The 15,143-nt window shown below is 66.1% G+C and carries 17 protein-coding genes; 7 read left to right on the top strand and 10 right to left on the bottom strand.

Annotated features, from left to right (window positions below):
* Positions 1-5: 5 nt before the first annotated feature.
* Complete coding sequence (locus G6N33_RS05650) at positions 6-1,097, bottom strand: NAD-dependent epimerase/dehydratase family protein (protein ID WP_044510204.1); 1,092 nt, start codon at positions 1,095-1,097, stop codon at positions 6-8.
* Between G6N33_RS05650 and G6N33_RS05645 the strand changes: the two genes are divergently transcribed.
* Positions 1,066-1,944 (top strand): glycosyltransferase family 2 protein, encoded by an 879-nt coding sequence (locus G6N33_RS05645; protein ID WP_044510206.1) that lies wholly within the window; start codon positions 1,066-1,068, stop codon positions 1,942-1,944. The two genes, G6N33_RS05650 and G6N33_RS05645, sit on opposite strands and share 32 nt — an antisense overlap.
* Positions 1,945-1,986: 42 nt before the next feature.
* Here the strand turns inward: G6N33_RS05645 and G6N33_RS05640 are convergent, their stop codons facing one another.
* The 3 genes from G6N33_RS05640 to G6N33_RS05630 form a co-directional block, all read right to left on the bottom strand.
* A complete protein-coding gene (locus G6N33_RS05640; protein ID WP_044510208.1) occupies positions 1,987-3,207 on the bottom strand; it encodes a glycosyltransferase in 1,221 nt (406 codons plus the stop codon).
* A 15-nt stretch (positions 3,208-3,222) separates the two neighbouring features.
* Positions 3,223-4,206 (bottom strand): glycosyltransferase, encoded by a 984-nt coding sequence (locus G6N33_RS05635; RefSeq protein ID WP_044510209.1) that lies wholly within the window; start codon positions 4,204-4,206, stop codon positions 3,223-3,225.
* A 246-nt stretch (positions 4,207-4,452) separates the two neighbouring features.
* Positions 4,453-5,232 (bottom strand): SDR family oxidoreductase, encoded by a 780-nt coding sequence (locus G6N33_RS05630; RefSeq protein WP_231382573.1) that lies wholly within the window; start codon positions 5,230-5,232, stop codon positions 4,453-4,455.
* A 231-nt stretch (positions 5,233-5,463) separates the two neighbouring features.
* Here G6N33_RS05630 and mbp1 point away from each other — a divergent pair, with 231 nt between their 5' ends.
* Both mbp1 and G6N33_RS05620 read left to right on the top strand, forming a co-directional pair.
* Complete coding sequence (gene mbp1 / locus G6N33_RS05625) at positions 5,464-5,700, top strand: microaggregate-binding protein 1 (RefSeq protein WP_044510212.1); 237 nt, start codon at positions 5,464-5,466, stop codon at positions 5,698-5,700.
* Between the two features lie 160 nt (positions 5,701-5,860).
* Positions 5,861-6,136 (top strand): DUF3349 domain-containing protein, encoded by a 276-nt coding sequence (locus G6N33_RS05620; RefSeq protein ID WP_101528824.1) that lies wholly within the window; start codon positions 5,861-5,863, stop codon positions 6,134-6,136.
* 20 nt (positions 6,137-6,156) lie between these two features.
* On the opposite strand, the gene G6N33_RS05615 is transcribed toward G6N33_RS05620, so the two are convergent.
* From G6N33_RS05615 to G6N33_RS05600, 4 genes are read right to left on the bottom strand one after another with little or no spacing between them, the layout of a single operon-like run.
* The gene (locus tag G6N33_RS05615) at positions 6,157-6,921 is read right to left on the bottom strand and encodes an endonuclease/exonuclease/phosphatase family protein (protein ID WP_044510215.1); all 765 of its coding nucleotides are present in this window, start codon (positions 6,919-6,921) and stop codon (positions 6,157-6,159) included.
* 50 nt (positions 6,922-6,971) lie between these two features.
* On the bottom strand, positions 6,972-7,742 hold the full coding sequence (locus tag G6N33_RS05610; protein WP_044510217.1) for a PIG-L deacetylase family protein: 771 nt from the start codon (positions 7,740-7,742) through the stop codon (positions 6,972-6,974).
* Between the two features lie 8 nt (positions 7,743-7,750).
* Positions 7,751-8,692 (bottom strand): acyl-CoA dehydrogenase family protein, encoded by a 942-nt coding sequence (locus G6N33_RS05605; RefSeq protein ID WP_044510219.1) that lies wholly within the window; start codon positions 8,690-8,692, stop codon positions 7,751-7,753.
* Positions 8,689-9,324 (bottom strand): glycosyltransferase, encoded by a 636-nt coding sequence (locus G6N33_RS05600; RefSeq protein WP_044510220.1) that lies wholly within the window; start codon positions 9,322-9,324, stop codon positions 8,689-8,691. The genes G6N33_RS05605 and G6N33_RS05600 overlap by 4 nt, the downstream gene beginning before the upstream one ends.
* Before the next feature lie 145 nt (positions 9,325-9,469).
* Between G6N33_RS05600 and G6N33_RS05595 the strand changes: the two genes are divergently transcribed.
* A complete protein-coding gene (locus G6N33_RS05595) occupies positions 9,470-10,048 on the top strand; it encodes a nucleotidyltransferase (RefSeq protein WP_044510223.1) in 579 nt (192 codons plus the stop codon).
* On the opposite strand, the gene G6N33_RS05590 is transcribed toward G6N33_RS05595, so the two are convergent.
* Entirely contained in the window at positions 10,042-10,299 is a 258-nt protein-coding gene (locus tag G6N33_RS05590; RefSeq protein ID WP_044510224.1) for a DUF7218 family protein, read from the bottom strand. The genes G6N33_RS05595 and G6N33_RS05590 overlap by 7 nt on opposite strands.
* A gap of 153 nt (positions 10,300-10,452) precedes the next feature.
* Between G6N33_RS05590 and G6N33_RS05585 the strand changes: the two genes are divergently transcribed.
* Genes G6N33_RS05585 through G6N33_RS05575 form a run of 3 tightly spaced genes read left to right on the top strand, consistent with a single transcriptional unit; the run spans position 10,453 to position 14,128 of the window.
* Positions 10,453-11,484, top strand: coding sequence for a chemotaxis protein CheB (locus tag G6N33_RS05585; RefSeq protein WP_101528825.1), 1,032 nt, complete (start codon positions 10,453-10,455; stop codon positions 11,482-11,484).
* A complete protein-coding gene (locus G6N33_RS05580; protein ID WP_101528826.1) occupies positions 11,477-12,226 on the top strand; it encodes an STAS domain-containing protein in 750 nt (249 codons plus the stop codon). The genes G6N33_RS05585 and G6N33_RS05580 overlap by 8 nt, the downstream gene beginning before the upstream one ends.
* A 60-nt stretch (positions 12,227-12,286) precedes the next feature.
* Positions 12,287-14,128, top strand: coding sequence for a CheR family methyltransferase (locus G6N33_RS05575; RefSeq protein WP_044510226.1), 1,842 nt, complete (start codon positions 12,287-12,289; stop codon positions 14,126-14,128).
* Here the strand turns inward: G6N33_RS05575 and G6N33_RS05570 are convergent.
* Positions 14,125-15,012, bottom strand: a complete 888-nt coding sequence (locus tag G6N33_RS05570; RefSeq protein WP_044510227.1) for a chemotaxis protein CheB — start codon at positions 15,010-15,012, stop codon at positions 14,125-14,127. The genes G6N33_RS05575 and G6N33_RS05570 overlap by 4 nt on opposite strands.
* Positions 15,013-15,143: the final 131 nt, after the last annotated feature.

Raw genomic sequence — 15,143 nt, 5'->3', positions numbered from 1 at the left:
TTCTCCTACCGCGCCGTCGGAGCGGACGTCGGTACGCGGTCCGCACCCGCGGTGCGAAACCATTGCAAGGTGTTGTTGAGCCCGGTGTGCTGATCCACCTGGGGGTGCCAACCCAACTGGGCCCGGGCGACGCTGATGTCGGGGCACCTGCGCCACGGGTCGTCGACAACCCCGGGGATGAATTCGATCGGAGAATCGCTTCCAGCGAGGTCGCGAATGAGTTCGGCCACCGAGAGCACGGTGAGTTCGGTGGGGTTGCCAATGTTGACCGGGCCGCTGAACGTGCTGTGAGCCAGCGCGAGCAGTGCGGAAATCGTGTCGTCGACGTAGCACAGCGAGCGGGTCTGCAGCCCGGAGCCCGACACGGTCAGTGGCTTGCCGCTCAACGCTTGACAGCAGAAGGTCGGAATCATGCGGCCATCGTCTGGCCGCATGCCGGGCCCGTAGGTGTTGAAGATCCGGGCGATGCCGACGTTGGCCAGTCCGGCGCGCCGGTAGGCCGACGCCAGCGCCTCCGCATAGCGCTTGGCCTCGTCGTACATGCTGCGCGGGCCAATGGGATTGACGTTGCCCCAGTAACTTTCGGACTGCGGGTGTTCGCTGGGATCGCCGTATACCTCACTGGTCGACGCCAATACGAATCGGGCGCCGGCGCGACGAGCCACTTCCAACGCCATCGCGGTGCCGGCTGACCCGGTACGCAGCGTCGCGATCGGCCGGCGTTGGTAGTCGGGTGGTGACGCGGGTGAGGCCAGATGGAACACGGCGTCGAAGTCGGCCCCGACCTCTCGGAGTGCAACCGGGTCGCAAATGTCCTGTTGCACAAAATGATATCCCCGCCGTGTGGCAAGCTCGGCGGCAGTGGTAGCCAGGCTGCTGGACAAGTCGTCGATGCTGACCACCTCGATGCCGGCGTTCAACAGTCGATCGCACAGGTGGGCGCCCAGAAAACCAGCACCCCCGGTGACGAGAACACGCGATAGGGATAGCACGGTGGCCTGGTACCCGGGATGTCCGGCACGAAACGGGGTTTCGCGCGGTGATTCGCGGGTAGCAGCACCGGGCATGGGCTTGGGATGTCGAACGTCGTTTGTCATTGCGACACGGAACCGCTCCGGCGAGCTCTGCGCCGTGTTGCAGCGGCTGCTCGACCTTGATTCGTGCGAGATCCTGGTGGTGGACAATGGATCCAGCGACGATACCGCCGCGGCGGCGGGCCGCATCGCGGCGCGCTCCGGCGGGCGGCTGACCATAATTCCGTTGGACCGCAACGAAGGTGCCGTGGCCCGCAACATCGGTGTGGCGCAGTGCCGGACGCCGTATGTCGCGTTTTGCGACGACGACTCGTGGTGGGCATCCGGCGCCACCGAACTCGCCGAATCGATCTTCGACAGGTATCCGACCGTCGCCCTGTTGGCGGCCCGCACGGTGATCTGGCCGGAGCACCGCGACGATCCACTGGTCACCGCTCTCGCCGAGAGCCCGCTGGGCCGCAACCCAACTCTGCCGGGCCCGTCCATCCTGGGCTTCCAAGCCTGCTCGGCGATGGTGCGCAAGGTGGCGTTCGACGGCGTCGGTGGATTCAGTCCCATTCTGCACTTCCGCGGTGAAGAGGACTTGCTGGCTTGGGATCTCGCCTCGCACGGGTGGGATCTGTGCTTCTGCCGGGCACTGGTGGCGTACCACCAACCCTCGCAGGCCAGGCCGACAAGCCAGGCCCAGCATGCTCGTGTCCTGCGCAACCAATTCTTGACCGCTTGCCTACGCAGGCCGGCGGGCCGGTACATTCGGGCCGCCGCCGCGCTGGTGTGGTGGGCCGCCCGCGACACCGCGCACGCCCTAGCCCTGGGGGAGGCTGTGGCGTCGTTGCCGGCCGTGGTTCGTGAGCGTAGTCGACTGCCCGAGGCCGTGGAGCGGTCGGTTCGCCTGCTCGAAGGACACTGAGCCACAAGGCTATCCGGAGGCTATCCGGAGGCTATCCGGAGGCTATCCGGAGCGACTGCTGGCGGTACTGGCCTGAAATCCGGCTGGCGTCACTTTTTCGTAGATGCGTTCGGTGTCGGCGGCCACCCGGTCCCAGGTGTAGCGGGCTCGGGCGCGCTGGCGGCCCGCGTCTCCCAGCACTGCGCGCCGCGAGCCGTCGCGCAGCAGAGCGTTGGCCGCTTCGGCCACGGCGTTCGGATCTCGCGGTGGCACCAAGAGTCCGGTCACGTCATCGACCACGGTGTCGCGGATTCCGCCTACCGCAGCAGCGATCACCGGTGCACCACATGCCATCGCTTCCAGCGGCACGATGCCGAACGGTTCGTACCAGGGAGTGCAGGCCACCACATCGGCCGAACGCAGGACCGCAGGCATCTCGGTGCGGCTGATCCCGCCGAGCAGCCGGACACGGTCACCGACGCCCAGGTCCGCGGCCAGTCGCTGCAGGTGTTGTGCGTGCGAATCATCGGCCAGTGCGGCGCTTTCCGGGCCACCGACGATCACCAGCTCCGCACCGGGTATCTGCGGCAGTGCGCGGATGAGCGTCTCGAAACCTTTGCGGGGCACCAGGCGTCCGACGGACACGATGCGCCCACAGTCTGACCGGGGCGCGGCCGGCCCTTTTGGTTGGAAGGCATCGACGTCGACCCCGCACGGCACGACCGACGTCCGGGACCGGGCGCGGCCCATCCGAGCCAGCTCGAAGACTTCGTCGGTGCTGGTGGCCGCGACCCAGTCGGCGGCGCGCGCGACGACGGTCTCCAGTTCGATGCGACAGTCCGGGCTGGTGTCATCGATGCCCTGGTGCAACCGCTTGGTGAGGCCCAGTGCGTGGAAAGTTTGAACGGTTGGGATCCGATGCGTTCGGGTCGCGCGCAATGTGGCCAGACCAGACATCCAGAAATGCGCATGCGCCACTGCGGGCGGGTCGGTCGACCAGTGCTCGGCGAGGAAGTCTCCGAACGCCGGCATGTACTGCAGCAGAGCGTCTTTGGGTAGCCGCGAAGGTGGTCCGGCGGGAACATGCACGACCGAATATCCGTGCCCGGTATCGACACAATCGGGCGACGTCGAGTCGTCGCGGCGGGTGTAGACCACCACGTCGTGGCCGCGCCGCGCCAGCGCGGCCGACAACTCGGCGACGTGGACGTTCTGGCCGCCCGCGTCCACGCCACCTAGGTGTGCCAGCGGGCTGGCGTGCTCCGAGATCATGGCGATCCTCATGCGGCCTCCTTTTCGTTACTTGCAGTGACCTTCGGTCACCCGAGGGAATACGTGGTCCCAGTCAGCGAGAAATCGCTCGAGACCGAAGCGTGCCAAAGCGGATTCGCGCGCTGCCTTGCCTGCGGTCATCGCGGCGGCGCGATCGTTGAGGAAGTCCCGGAGGGCTTGTCCGAGAGTGACGACGTTGGCACTGACCACGCCGGCCGCACTGGAAAGGATCAGCGGGGCCATGGTGCTGCCCACCGAGACCACCGGCATCCCGAGAAACATGGCCTCGATGAGCGAAAGTCCCAGCGATGTCCACCGGGCGGTGTGCAGATACACCCGTCGCCGGGCGATCTCGTGCCACAGCTGCGGAGCAGCAACATCGCCCCGGCCGACAACCCCGGTGCAGCCATACCGCACATCGCTACCGATGCCCCACACATCGATCTGTCCGTATGTGGACAGCGGCTCCAGCAAGTCGGTGCCCACGGTGCGGCCGCGGCGCACCGGCTCGTTGATCATCGTGGCGACGCGAAGAACATCGCCGGTGTACATCGCACCGGGATCGGCCATCCCATGATCGATCACAGTGGTTGGCGCGCGACCGTTGTCCCACATCAGCTCGTTGAACTCGGTGACGTGGACCAGCAAGATGTCGTCGCGGTCCGCGATGGGGTGGCGGCTGTGTTCGGCGTACGGGCGCGGCGTGTTGTGCTCCACGTAGACCGCCGGCAGATCGCTGCCCGGCCGGCGGCCCGTGCACCGAGTGACCAGGGAGACCTCGTGTGGGCGCTGCAGCACCACCAGATCGATGTCGTGGTCTCGCAACCGTTCGAGCGGGACCTCCCGGGCGTTCGGCCACGACCGCCCCGCGAGCCCGCGTCCGTCGGCGCCGCGGTCGGCGGTGGTCGGGATGAGGTACCGGTGCCGCCCCGCGACGAAGGCTTGCGTCCAGGACCCGTGAACATGCCATAGCAGGATGTTTTTGATGAGTCGTGGCTCGAGCCCCAGCATGGCGGGCGAAATACCCTATAGGTCATTCATCAAACCGCTACTTCTGCGCTTCTTCGGTTTGCCGCGGCACCGGCCGAAGCAGCCAGTCCGATCAATTCCGTTGTAACGCAATAAGTATGGTGTCCGCACCGGCACTGTCCGATTGACGAAGTGTGGTATCCACAGTGCGAATCAGGTGTACACAAGACGAACGATCAGGGAGCAGCAGCCGCGTACCTGGACTACTTGAAATACGAAGACCGGCAGTTATTTTGAGCGTTCGCCAAAAGCCAAGCCGGATGGCGGGTCCAGGGCAGGTGAGGCCGTTGGATCAGCGGCGGTCTGATGGTTCAGCCAGGTCTCGACGTCGGGGCCGAGAACCATCGCGTTCTGCCGCCCCAGCAAGGCGCCCTCGGCCAGCCCGGCCGTCACCGGCTGCACTGGACGCACTCGGCGTTGGTCGTCATGAGCGGCGAGGAGTTTCGAGGCCGGCTCCGGTAGCCGAATGGGCTGCGGCCCAGTCACTATCCGCGGTGCCCGTGTTTGAGCCAGCCCCGCCTCAACAACCACATCCGCGACGACGTCCGCCGCAATCGGCTGAATGAGCCAGTCCTCGACCACCACCTCGTCGTCCCCGCAAGTCACGGCGCTGGGACTGGTAGCGAATTCGTGCCACTGAGTGGACTTCACGATCGTCGCGGGGACCGGGCCGGCGAGCACGATCTCTTTCGCCACGCGTTTGCCGACATAGTAAGGAACGTCGCCGAAGATCGACTCCTCGATTCCCGCCATTGTCAACACCACGAGCCGGCGCACACCGTGCCGAGCGCAACCGGTGACGAGGTTGTACGAGGCGCTCGCCAACACATCCGTGATGTCTGTGGACTCCTCGGGACTGATTGGCTCGGACACGTCGATCACGACATCAACCGCGTGCAGCGCTGCAGCCCAATAGCTTCCGGAATCGAGGTCGATGCCGGATGCCGGGCCGAGTTCGACCGCCATCACGCCGCGGGCTTTCAGCCTGGCGACGACCCGGGATCCCACAGTGCCGGTTACCCCGATGACGGCGACGGTGGTCGTGGTGTCCTCCTCGGATTGGTAATCGCCGCGGTCGCCTACCCGAAAAGGCGGCGGTCAAACGATGCCCCGGAGCAAAGCGAGGGGATCAGGGTGATGAAACCCACCGATTGTTTGACCCGCCGTACCGGGGGAAGCCCTTGAAGAGCATCGGCCCGGTTCCGGGCGCAGCAGCAATACCGAAAGAGAGGTGTTCCCATGGGGGATGACAAGAGCGGACCGCAGGAAGCAGTGAAGGGCGCCGTCGAGGGTATTAAGGGCAAGGCCAAGGAGTTCGGCGGGACCATCGCCGGTCGTGACGATCTCGTCGAAGAGGGCCAGGCGCAGCAGGACAAGGCCGACGCCCAGCGTGACGCCGGCAAGAAGGAAGCCGAGGCTGAATCCGCGCGCGCCGGCGCGAAGGCCGCCGAGGAACGGCAGAAGGAAAATCAGTAGCTCACTCGACCCTCAGTAGGCCCGGTCCGGCGGCGGACCGGGCCTACTTGGTTGCTGTTGCACAAAAGTTCTGCGCCTGAGGTTTCAAGCCCGCGCACCTGGTTATTCCTGGCGGGGATCCGCGTGGGTACCGGGTCGCGGACGGGCGTGGAGGGCCACGATGAGTTTCAGCAATCGCGTATCGAGCCTGGTGGCTTTCCTGCGGTTCCGTTACCCGGCGGTCGCCCCGCCGGTCGGTTACGCGCCGGTGCTGGCGCTCTTGCCGCGGCGAATGTCGGATGAAGAGATCTCCGTGATCGCCACCCAACTTCGGATGGTGGGACTCCGGGCGATGGGCCGCGTGGACGTCGGCGTCGAAATCACCCGGACCACCGGCGAACTGCCGCTACCCGATGACATCGACCGGGTGCGCCACCGACTCGTTCCGCTTGAGTGATGCTCGAGTGATGTGAGCGCTCAGCCACGCTCGATGTCGACCACCAGCGGGCGGTGATCGGAGACCGGCATCGCTTCGGCCTCGGTGGCTGAGCCCCAGAGCGTGGGGTTATCGGTGAGAATGTGATCGAGTTGGCGATCGGGGGTGTCGGCGGGAAAGGTTTTGGCCACTGCCAGCGGCCACATGCCCGACCAGCGGCGGACCGCCGGCGGCGTCATGTTGAGATCGCCGGTGAGCAGCCGCGGGCCCGGAAAACCTTGCAAATCATGAACGAGTCGGCGCAGTTGACGCCGATTCCACCCCGGCACGAACGACAGGTGTGTGTTGGCGACGGTCAGCGCGCCCAGCGGCGTATTCAGTTGCGCAATGACGGCCGTCCGTGGTTCCTCGTCGACCATCATTACTCTGTTCGGTCCGGGCAGATACATGGGGAACCGCATCGGAATTCGGGGCAGCCGCACCACTTGCCAGCTGGCCGCCGGAAAGCGGGACAGCAATGCTATTCCATACGTCGCGGTTCCAGGTTGCTCGTCGCCGGTGGCGGCCATCCAGGTGGCACCCGGAGTGCCGGAGATGGCCGCAACGAATCGTTGTTCGATGGCTCCCATGGCCTCGGCCGCCACCGTGGTGAAGTCGGCAAGATTGGATCGCGGCTGGTCGCAATCGACCTCTTGCAGGGCCAGCACGTCAGGATCCATCCGGCGCACGCAATCGGCTAGCCGCGCTGGATGAACACCGTCGCCGACGGTGCGGCCGTGCAGAATATTGAAGGTCGCTAGGCGCATCGGTCTTTATGCTCCGGTTGATCCGTCCGCCGCGTCGGCCAGACGGGCGTTCAGCGGAACACCACCTCTCCGACCGCCATCAGTCGTGGTAGCACGTAGGGCGGCAGCGCCGGTCGAGCGCCGGAGTGGGATTCGAATTGGCTGCGGAAGCATTGCGCCGCACGGCGTTTGCGGGCTACCGCGCAGTCCGACGTTCGCACCGAATAGCCACGGCCCCACGGCACCGCCGGATCGAACGGGGTGGCCCAGTGCCACATCCAGATCGGATACTCCAAGAGCACCGCATCAGTGCGGGCGCAGGCCGCCGCCGCGGCGCGTCCGACTGCCTCGTGATCGGGATGCCCGTCCCCCCGCCAGGTGGCGGCACACCAGGGTGCGGCGGCCTTGTTTTCCAGAATTTCGCTCAGCGAATCGGTCAGCCGGTCCTCGTAGTCGGTCAGCTGGCCGTCGGGCAGGCCCAGCGAAATCGGCGGCGGAACACCCAAAAGACTCGTCGCCCTTCGGAGTTCGTGCCGACGGATGGCCTCCCTGCGAACCCGGTCTAGCGGAGCCGTCCCGGGGCGTGCCGCCCCGCCATCGCTGACTGAGACGACCTGTACATCGACGCTGGCTGCCGCCAGCTGCGCGATCGTGGCCCCTAAGCCGAGTGTCTCGTCGTCGGGATGGGGAGCGACGACAACCAGGCCCGGGCACTCCGTTAACTCGAGCGGCGGCAAGGGTTCCCGGTCGAGGGCGGCCAGCCATACCGGTGTCGGAGTACCGCTGTGGGTCAGCGGCTTCGCCGCGAACCTGGTGCAGTTGCCGGTCGATAGTGTCTTCATGTCGTGCCCTAGTGCCGGTAGCCCGCCAACCGCCCGAGCGCGGCCAGATCCCGCTCGGCGTGGCTTTGCCTTATGTAGATGCTCAAGTCGGCAACCCGCTGGGCGTGCCGCCCGTCTTGGCAGAGGGGGCCCGGTCCCAGCGCACGGCCGGTACGGGTGATCGCTTCGTCGGCCGCGTGCTCGACGATGGCACGGATGCGACGAGCGAGCAGCTCAGCGCTCCTGGACCGGTCGAACGGGTCGGCGTCGACCCGACTTGCGGCGTCGATCAACATTGCCTCGCCCGCGGCCAATGCGGCATCGACCGCGCCCAGATGCGCCAAGGAGTAGGCGTCGGCGGATTCGCTTGCTGCGCAACGGTACAACGGCTCAGCGACCTTGCGTGCCCCACCGAGCCAGCAGGCGGCAACGCCAATTGCGCCATGCCAGAAGCCGGGCCGATCGAGGTAATCACCCGGGTCGCCCACCGCGACCGCCTGGGCGTTGGTGAACTGTACCGGACGGGTGTCGCTGCCGGCCATCCCGGTGTTCCACCACGTGGTCGGCAGCGCCTTGACCGCGGGATCCACCAGCGCGACCGCGAATAGTCCCCGGCTGCCGTCCTCGAGCCGGGCGGTCACCAGGGCGTGGGTGCAGAAACCTGCCCCGGCACACCACACTTTGGTGCCGTTGAGCGTATACGCGCCGTTGACCTCGGTGGCGTGCAGCACCGCCTCCGGCGATTCGGCGGCCCACACGCCCCATAACTGGCCCAATTCGGGTGGCTTGCCGCCCAGTTCATGCAGAATTGCCACCGCGTCCACGTGGGCCTCGGCGATCCGCGCCGCCACAATGTCTTCCTCGGCCAGCAGGGCCAGCCGTTGCCATCGTTCCAGCGTGCGCCCCGACGCCGGCAGCGGCAGTTCGAGTCGTCCCGAGTCGAGCCAATGCTGTACCAGGCCGGCGGTCACGCGCAATCACCCGCTGCCGATCTGCCCAACGCCGCAAGGTACTGCGCGGTCCGCGTCCTGGTGCGCGCCGACCTGATCACCGACAAGTCGGTGTCCCGGTGGCTGGTGTAACCGGCCGCCTCGAAGCGCTCGGCGAGGTCGACGTCCTCGCCCGACGCCAGGGTGCGGAATCCACCGACCCGCCAGTAAGCGCGGGCGCTAAAGCCCATGTCGACGCGCTGAGCCTGGCCCTGTCGGCTGCCGCTGGGCAGCGCACCGAGCACCATCTCGGCACCCACCTCGAGTTGATGGATCAGCCAACCGGGATCTACCCGATTGTTGGCATCGGTGGTCGCATACCAGCAGCGATGGTTTCCGGCCAGGGATCGCCCGTAGCCGAAGCCGACTGCCCGCGCGGTGCCCCGGCACCGTGCGTCGACGCTGATGAGGTGCACGTCCGGGCCGTACTCTCCGGCCAGGCGGGCGCTGTCGTCGCCGCAGGCGTCCAAGACCACCACGACCGTCACCGGTATCGGTGTACACAGCGCCGCGGTCAGCACGGCTCGCAGACATGCTGACAGATCAGCGTTGTCATCGTGAACTGGAACCACCACGACTACCCGGTCGTAGGCGCGGAACGCAGGTGCTGACATGTCTCGTTCGATTGCCCAATTGTGTGCCCTTTAAACAGTTGACAACGTCAGTTCCGGGTCAGTTCCGGGTCAGTTCCGGGTCAGTTCCCGTCCTGTCCGGCCGTTCCGGTTGCTCACCCGGTCCGCCGGGTATGTCTGATCCACCATGGCACCCATCGAGACGTCCACGCCGCCGCGCGAGTGTTCGGCGCAGTTGCGGGCGGCGCTGCGTGCGGCGGCATCGGCGCTCAAGGAGAATGGGCCGCGTTTTGCGTTGGCTGGCAGTTATGCGTTATGGGCTTATGGCGCACCCGAACCCAGCCACGACGTCGACCTCATCGTCACCGAATCGGACGTGACGCAAGCTGCCGATACGCTGCGACACGCCGGATTTGCCATCGAACATCCGCCCGAGGATTGGCTGTTCAAGGCCCGAAGCGACGACGCACTCGTCGATGTGCTGCATCGGCTCAACGGCGAACGGGTGGAACCGGCCACCTTGGACTGTGCCGAGCCACGCGACGTGCTTGCCATCGAGATGCCGGTGCTGCCGCCCACGATGGTTGTGGTGCAGAAATTGCGCTCACTCAACGAACATCACTGCGATTTCGCCAAACTGCTGCCCGCCGTGCGGGCGATTCGCGAGCATTTGGACTGGGACCGCATCAGGCGGCAGACCGCCGACAACGATTACGCATTCGCCTTTTTGGTGCTCGCCGAACGCCTGAGCCTCACGGATCAGTGATTGCGCAATTTGGCGACGAGCTTGTCCTTGGACAGACCCGAATAGCCGGACATGCCAAGCTCTTTGGCGCGCTTTTTCAATTCCGGTACGGTCCAGTCGCTGTAAGAACGGGACTTGCCGCCTTTGCGTGATACCGATGACTTGCCCCGGCCCGCGGCGGCGTTAGAGATCCGCGCAGCCTTCTCCTTCGAGTCGCCCTGCTTGCGCAGATCCTTATACAGTCTTTCGTTCTTGATCGATGAATTCGGCATCAGTCATCCTCCTAGCGTGATGAGATCGCTGCCATCGAATTGCCCGGGCTGCTCATGGATAAACGCCAGCCGACCGGGAATCCGCGGCGACCGGGCCTGCCGCAAACCCATGCCGGCCGCAGGGTTACCCATCCGTGCTGCGGGTAGCCGAATATGGTGACTCAGGCAGCAGGCGACGACCTTGGCGGCGTGGTGGCAATCGGCGCATCGGCGGGGGGCGTCGAAGCGCTGTCGAAGCTGGCCGGTGGCTTGTCCTCCGACCTACCGTTTGCATTTCTGATGGCGTTGCACGTGCCCGCGGGAGCGCCCAGTGTCTTGGCGCGCATCATCGACCGCAGCGGACCGTTGCCGGCCGTCGCCGCCGAAAATGGCGGGGCGCTTAAGCCCGCGCACATCTACGTCGCGCCGCCCGATCACCACCTGCTGGTGGCCGATCACCGCATCGTGTTGTCCCAGGGCCCGACCGAGAACGGGCACCGGCCGGCAATCAACGCGTTGTTCCGTTCCGCTGCAGTGGCCTTCGGACCCCGCGCCGTGGGCGTGCTCCTCTCCGGTGTGCTCGACGACGGTGTTCTGGGACTCAACGCGATCCGGTCGCGCGGCGGCACCACGATTGGTCAGTCCCTCGACGACGCGCTTTTTGCCGCATTGCCGGGGAAGGCGTTCGATGCCGGTCTGCTGGATCAGCAGGCCGCGGCGGCCGACATCGGCCGAGTATTGAAAGAGCTCTCGGCCCGCGAAATCAAGGAGCCGATAATGGAGCCTGACAACCGAATGGAACTCGAGAACCGCATCGCCATGACGCCGCGATTCTCGGCGAGGTTTGACTCCCAGGAACTCGGTCCGGCCTCGGGCTACACCTGCCCGGACTGCAATGGATCGCTGGCAACAATCAGCGACGGCCACTTCCGCTGCCACGTCGGTCACGCGTGGACAGCCGATGCCCTGCTGTCCGCGCGCGATAGGGAAGTGGAGGGCGCGCTGTGGATCGCCCTGCGCAGTCTGCAGGAAAAAGCCAAGATGGCCCGGCAACTGGCCAACAAGGTGGGCCGCGGTCCGCTTTTTCGACGCTACAGCGCGCAGGCCGACGAGTCCGAACGCGCGGTACAGGTGCTGGGCGAGCGGCTGATGGCCATGACCGACCCGGCAGAAGGTGTACCCGAGGTGGGGGGCCCGGGTGGCTGAATCGATTGTGCTGATCGACGTAGACCGTCAGCAGGACGTCGCGGTCCTGACGATCACCGGTGTCCTGGACGGGACAAGCTATCGGACACTGCGCGATGCCGTGATCAAGGCAGCGCTCGACGAACCGCGAGCGGTGATCGTCGATGTCAACAACTTGGCGGTACCCTTCCCCTCGGCGTATGTGGTGTTCACCAGTGCGCGCTGGAACGTCAGCACGTGGCCGGATGTGCCGATCCTGTTGGTGTGCGAAGACCGGCGGTCGCGGCGCGAGATCACCGCAGGCGGCGTCGCACGGTACGTACCGGTGTACCCCGCGCTCGAGTCGGCGCTGGCCGCCGCACTGCACCAAACGCTGGACACCCGCCGACGGGCCAAGAGACCGCTGCCCGCCCGCGCGACCAGTGTCGGAGTGGCTCGCGCCCTGATCAACGAGTGGCTGACCGCGTGGCGGCAGAACGACCTGATCCCCGTCGCCGGCACCGTCGCGACGGTTTTCGTCGAAAACGTTTTGGACCATACCGACAGCGCGCCGGTGCTGATCGTCGAGACCTACCGGGACACCGTCACCGTCGCCGTGGAGGATGGCAACCCGGTGCCGGCGGAACGACTGGAAACCGCGCACGGTGTCGCGATGTTGTCGGGTTTGTCCATCGTGTCCGCCCTGTGTCGGGCCTGGGGCAGCACTCCGACGCCGTCCGGCAAGACGGTCTGGGCATTGGTCGGTCGTGAGAATCGGCTGTAACCCCACGAGTACTGTGCAAGTACTCCGCACTTGACCGGGCCGACCTGCGACGGGACCTGCATGGACGACACCACCGACGAGTCCTTCGAAGCGTTGTTGCGGTACATGCGCGACTCGCGCGGGTTTGACTTCACCGGCTACAAGCGGACGTCGTTGATGCGCCGGGTCCGGCATCGGATGGACCACGCGGGATACCGTTCGTACGAGGAATATCTCGACGTGCTGCAAGCGAGTTCGGACGAATTCGCGTCGTTGTTCAACACCATCCTGATCAACGTCACGGCGTTCTTCCGCGATGAAGAAGCCTGGGACTTCGTCCGGGACGAGGTCATTCCGCGGATGCTGGCCGAGCGCGGCCCCAGCGACCCGATCCGGGTCTGGAGCGCGGGCTGTGCCTCCGGGCAGGAGGCGTACACGCTGGCCATGCTGCTTGCCGAGGCGCTCGGGCCCGACGCGTTTCGGCAGCGGGTCAAGATCTACGCGACCGATATCGACGAGGAGGCGCTCGCCGAGGCGCGCGCCGCCACCTATGACGCCAGGGCCGTCGAATCGGTGCCACCGGATCTGCTGGCCCGCTACTTCGAACAGGTCAACGGCCGCTACATCTTTCACAAGGATCTGCGTCGCGCGGTGATCTTCGGCCGCAACGATTTGGTCAAGGATGCACCGATCTCGCGGGTGGACTTGCTCGTCTGCCGCAACACCCTGATGTACCTCAATGCCGAGACGCAACGAAATGTGCTGGGCCGCTTGCACTTCGCGCTCGGTCCGCAGGGCACGCTGTTTCTCGGCCATGCCGAGATGCTGCTGAGTCATAGTGATCGATTCACTCCGCTGAACCTGAAGAACCGCATCTTCCGCAAGGCGGCCGGGACCCACAGCGGTGTAGAGCGCTACGACCCGGCCGCGGCCTTCTATGACCGCAACGATGAGTCGTCCGGGCTTACCACGGTGCGCGAGTTGGCTTTTCGTGCCAGCCCAGTGGCGCAGATCGTGGTCACCGGCGAAGACACCGTGGCGATGATCAACCAGCAGGCGGAAAGCGTTTTCGGCCTGTCGGCCCGTGACATCGGTAGGCTACTCAGGGATTTGGAGGTGTCCTACCGGCCAGTCGAGCTCCGCGCCTACCTCGAGCAAGCGAAGGTGGAACGGCGCTCGGCCCGGATTCCCGACGTCAAATGGCAACGGCCGGGCGCCGAAACGGTGTGGTTCGAAATCCACGTCAACCCGCTGGTCGACGCCGAAAATGGATTGCTCGGGGTGTCGATCGTCTTCTTCGACGTCAGCGCCACGCGCGCTCTGCTCGACAAGGTCGTCCAGACCAACCGTCAGCTCGAAGCCGCCTACGAGGAGCTGCAGTCCACCAACGAAGAGCTCGAGACCACCAACGAGGAGCTGCAATCCACGGTCGAGGAACTCGAGACCACCAACGAGGAGCTGCAGTCCACCAACGAAGAACTCGAGACAATGAACGAGGAGCTGCAGTCCACCAACGACGAATTACACACCATCAACGACACGCTGCGCGAGCGCAGTCTGGAGCTCGACGGCGCGACGACGTTCCTGGATTCGCTGATCAATTCGGTGCGAATGGGCATGGTTGTTGTCGACCGGGAAATGAAGGTGGTGGTCTGGAACCGGGGTTCCGAGGACCTGTGGGGGCTACGGGCCGACGAGATCACGGGCACCAAACTGACGTCACTGGATATCGGGTTGCCGTTGGACACGGTGCTGCCTTTGCTCGGTAACGCCTTCGTCGATCCGGAGAGCTCGGGCGAAACGCTGGTGGACGCGGTCAACCGAAGGGGCCGCCCGGCTCGGGTGCGGGTCACCTGCACGTCGTTTCGCTGCAGTGACGGTGCAGCCGGCGGGGCGCTACTCCTGATGGAAGTTCTGGGTTAGTCGCCCAGTTGCGCGGCCGAGCGCTTGGCAGCCTGCTGCGCTTGCTCGGCACGCCGCACCGACTCCTCGGCCCGGCGCCGTGCCACCGCCACCGTGCGCGCCGTGGCGCCGATCCCCGCGGCCAGATCCTGGCGTCGGCGCCGGAGCTCATCCGCGCGTAGCCGGGCGACTTCAGCGCGGGCGCCAGCGTCGTCGAGCCTTCGAGTCGCAGGCTGCAAGCCCTGATCGTCGGACTGAGCGTCCGCTGATGTGCCGCCGTGCGTCGACTGCGCGCGCGCCGTGGCGCACGGCGGCACGGGCGGCAGCGGCGCCCCGTCGGCGATGCTGGCCAGAACGCCACCCATGTCGTGCACCGGCAAGACGAGGTCTGCGCCGGCTTCGGCAGCGGCGATCGGCATCGAGGGATAGCGCGCGGTGCCCGGGCTTTGGGCGATGACAAGGCCGCCGACCCGCTTCATCGCCCCGACCCCCACGGCCCCGTCCCGGCCCGACCCGGACAACACCACGGCCAGCGCCCGAGGTCCGTACGAGCTGGCGACGGACGCCAGCAGCACGTCGAAGCGACGCTCGGTGAGTGAGGCCATTCTGCGCAGTCGACAGGTTCGGTCTCTCATGACCTCCATGTGCATATCCGGCGGACAGACGATCACCGGGCCCGGCTCGATGGTTTGCCGGTCCCGGGCCCAGCGCACCGGGTGTGCCGTCGACCGTTGCAGAATCATCGGCAGCACACTCGATTGCCCGCCGAGGTGCTGTTGCACGACGATGGCGGCACCGAGCTCCGCCGGCAGATCGCCTAGGACCGCTAACAACGCCTCTAATCCACCGGCCGAGGCCGTCAGGACCACGAGCTCGACCCCGGGTCGATGGGTGTCGGTTGTCACGTGTTCAGTGTCCTCCCATCGCCGTCATACGGCTTGGAGAATCCTCGCACTATCCAGCAGGCGAAGCGCACCGACTGCAAGCGAAGCGGGCACCTCGCCGGGTTTGGTCGCACACCACGCCGGGTAGTGCC

This window comes from Mycobacterium simiae, assembly GCF_010727605.1.
GTDB lineage: Bacteria > Actinomycetota > Actinomycetes > Mycobacteriales > Mycobacteriaceae > Mycobacterium > Mycobacterium simiae.
Note: the sequence above shows the minus strand (reverse complement) of the source record. Positions and strands in the feature narration are given on the sequence as shown.

Coding starts and splice junctions, on each gene's coding strand:
- G6N33_RS05645 (WP_044510206.1), top strand. CDS start 1,066: ATGGGCTTGGGATGTCGAACGTCGTTTGTCATTGCGACACGGAACCGC.
- G6N33_RS05650 (WP_044510204.1), bottom strand. CDS start 1,097: ATGACAAACGACGTTCGACATCCCAAGCCCATGCCCGGTGCTGCTACC.
- G6N33_RS05640 (WP_044510208.1), bottom strand. CDS start 3,207: ATGAGGATCGCCATGATCTCGGAGCACGCCAGCCCGCTGGCACACCTA.
- G6N33_RS05635 (WP_044510209.1), bottom strand. CDS start 4,206: ATGCTGGGGCTCGAGCCACGACTCATCAAAAACATCCTGCTATGGCAT.
- mbp1 (WP_044510212.1), top strand. CDS start 5,464: ATGGGGGATGACAAGAGCGGACCGCAGGAAGCAGTGAAGGGCGCCGTC.
- G6N33_RS05620 (WP_101528824.1), top strand. CDS start 5,861: ATGAGTTTCAGCAATCGCGTATCGAGCCTGGTGGCTTTCCTGCGGTTC.
- G6N33_RS05615 (WP_044510215.1), bottom strand. CDS start 6,921: ATGCGCCTAGCGACCTTCAATATTCTGCACGGCCGCACCGTCGGCGAC.
- G6N33_RS05610 (WP_044510217.1), bottom strand. CDS start 7,742: ATGAAGACACTATCGACCGGCAACTGCACCAGGTTCGCGGCGAAGCCG.
- G6N33_RS05600 (WP_044510220.1), bottom strand. CDS start 9,324: ATGTCAGCACCTGCGTTCCGCGCCTACGACCGGGTAGTCGTGGTGGTT.
- G6N33_RS05595 (WP_044510223.1), top strand. CDS start 9,470: ATGGCACCCATCGAGACGTCCACGCCGCCGCGCGAGTGTTCGGCGCAG.
- G6N33_RS05590 (WP_044510224.1), bottom strand. CDS start 10,299: ATGCCGAATTCATCGATCAAGAACGAAAGACTGTATAAGGATCTGCGC.
- G6N33_RS05585 (WP_101528825.1), top strand. CDS start 10,453: ATGGTGACTCAGGCAGCAGGCGACGACCTTGGCGGCGTGGTGGCAATC.
- G6N33_RS05575 (WP_044510226.1), top strand. CDS start 12,287: ATGGACGACACCACCGACGAGTCCTTCGAAGCGTTGTTGCGGTACATG.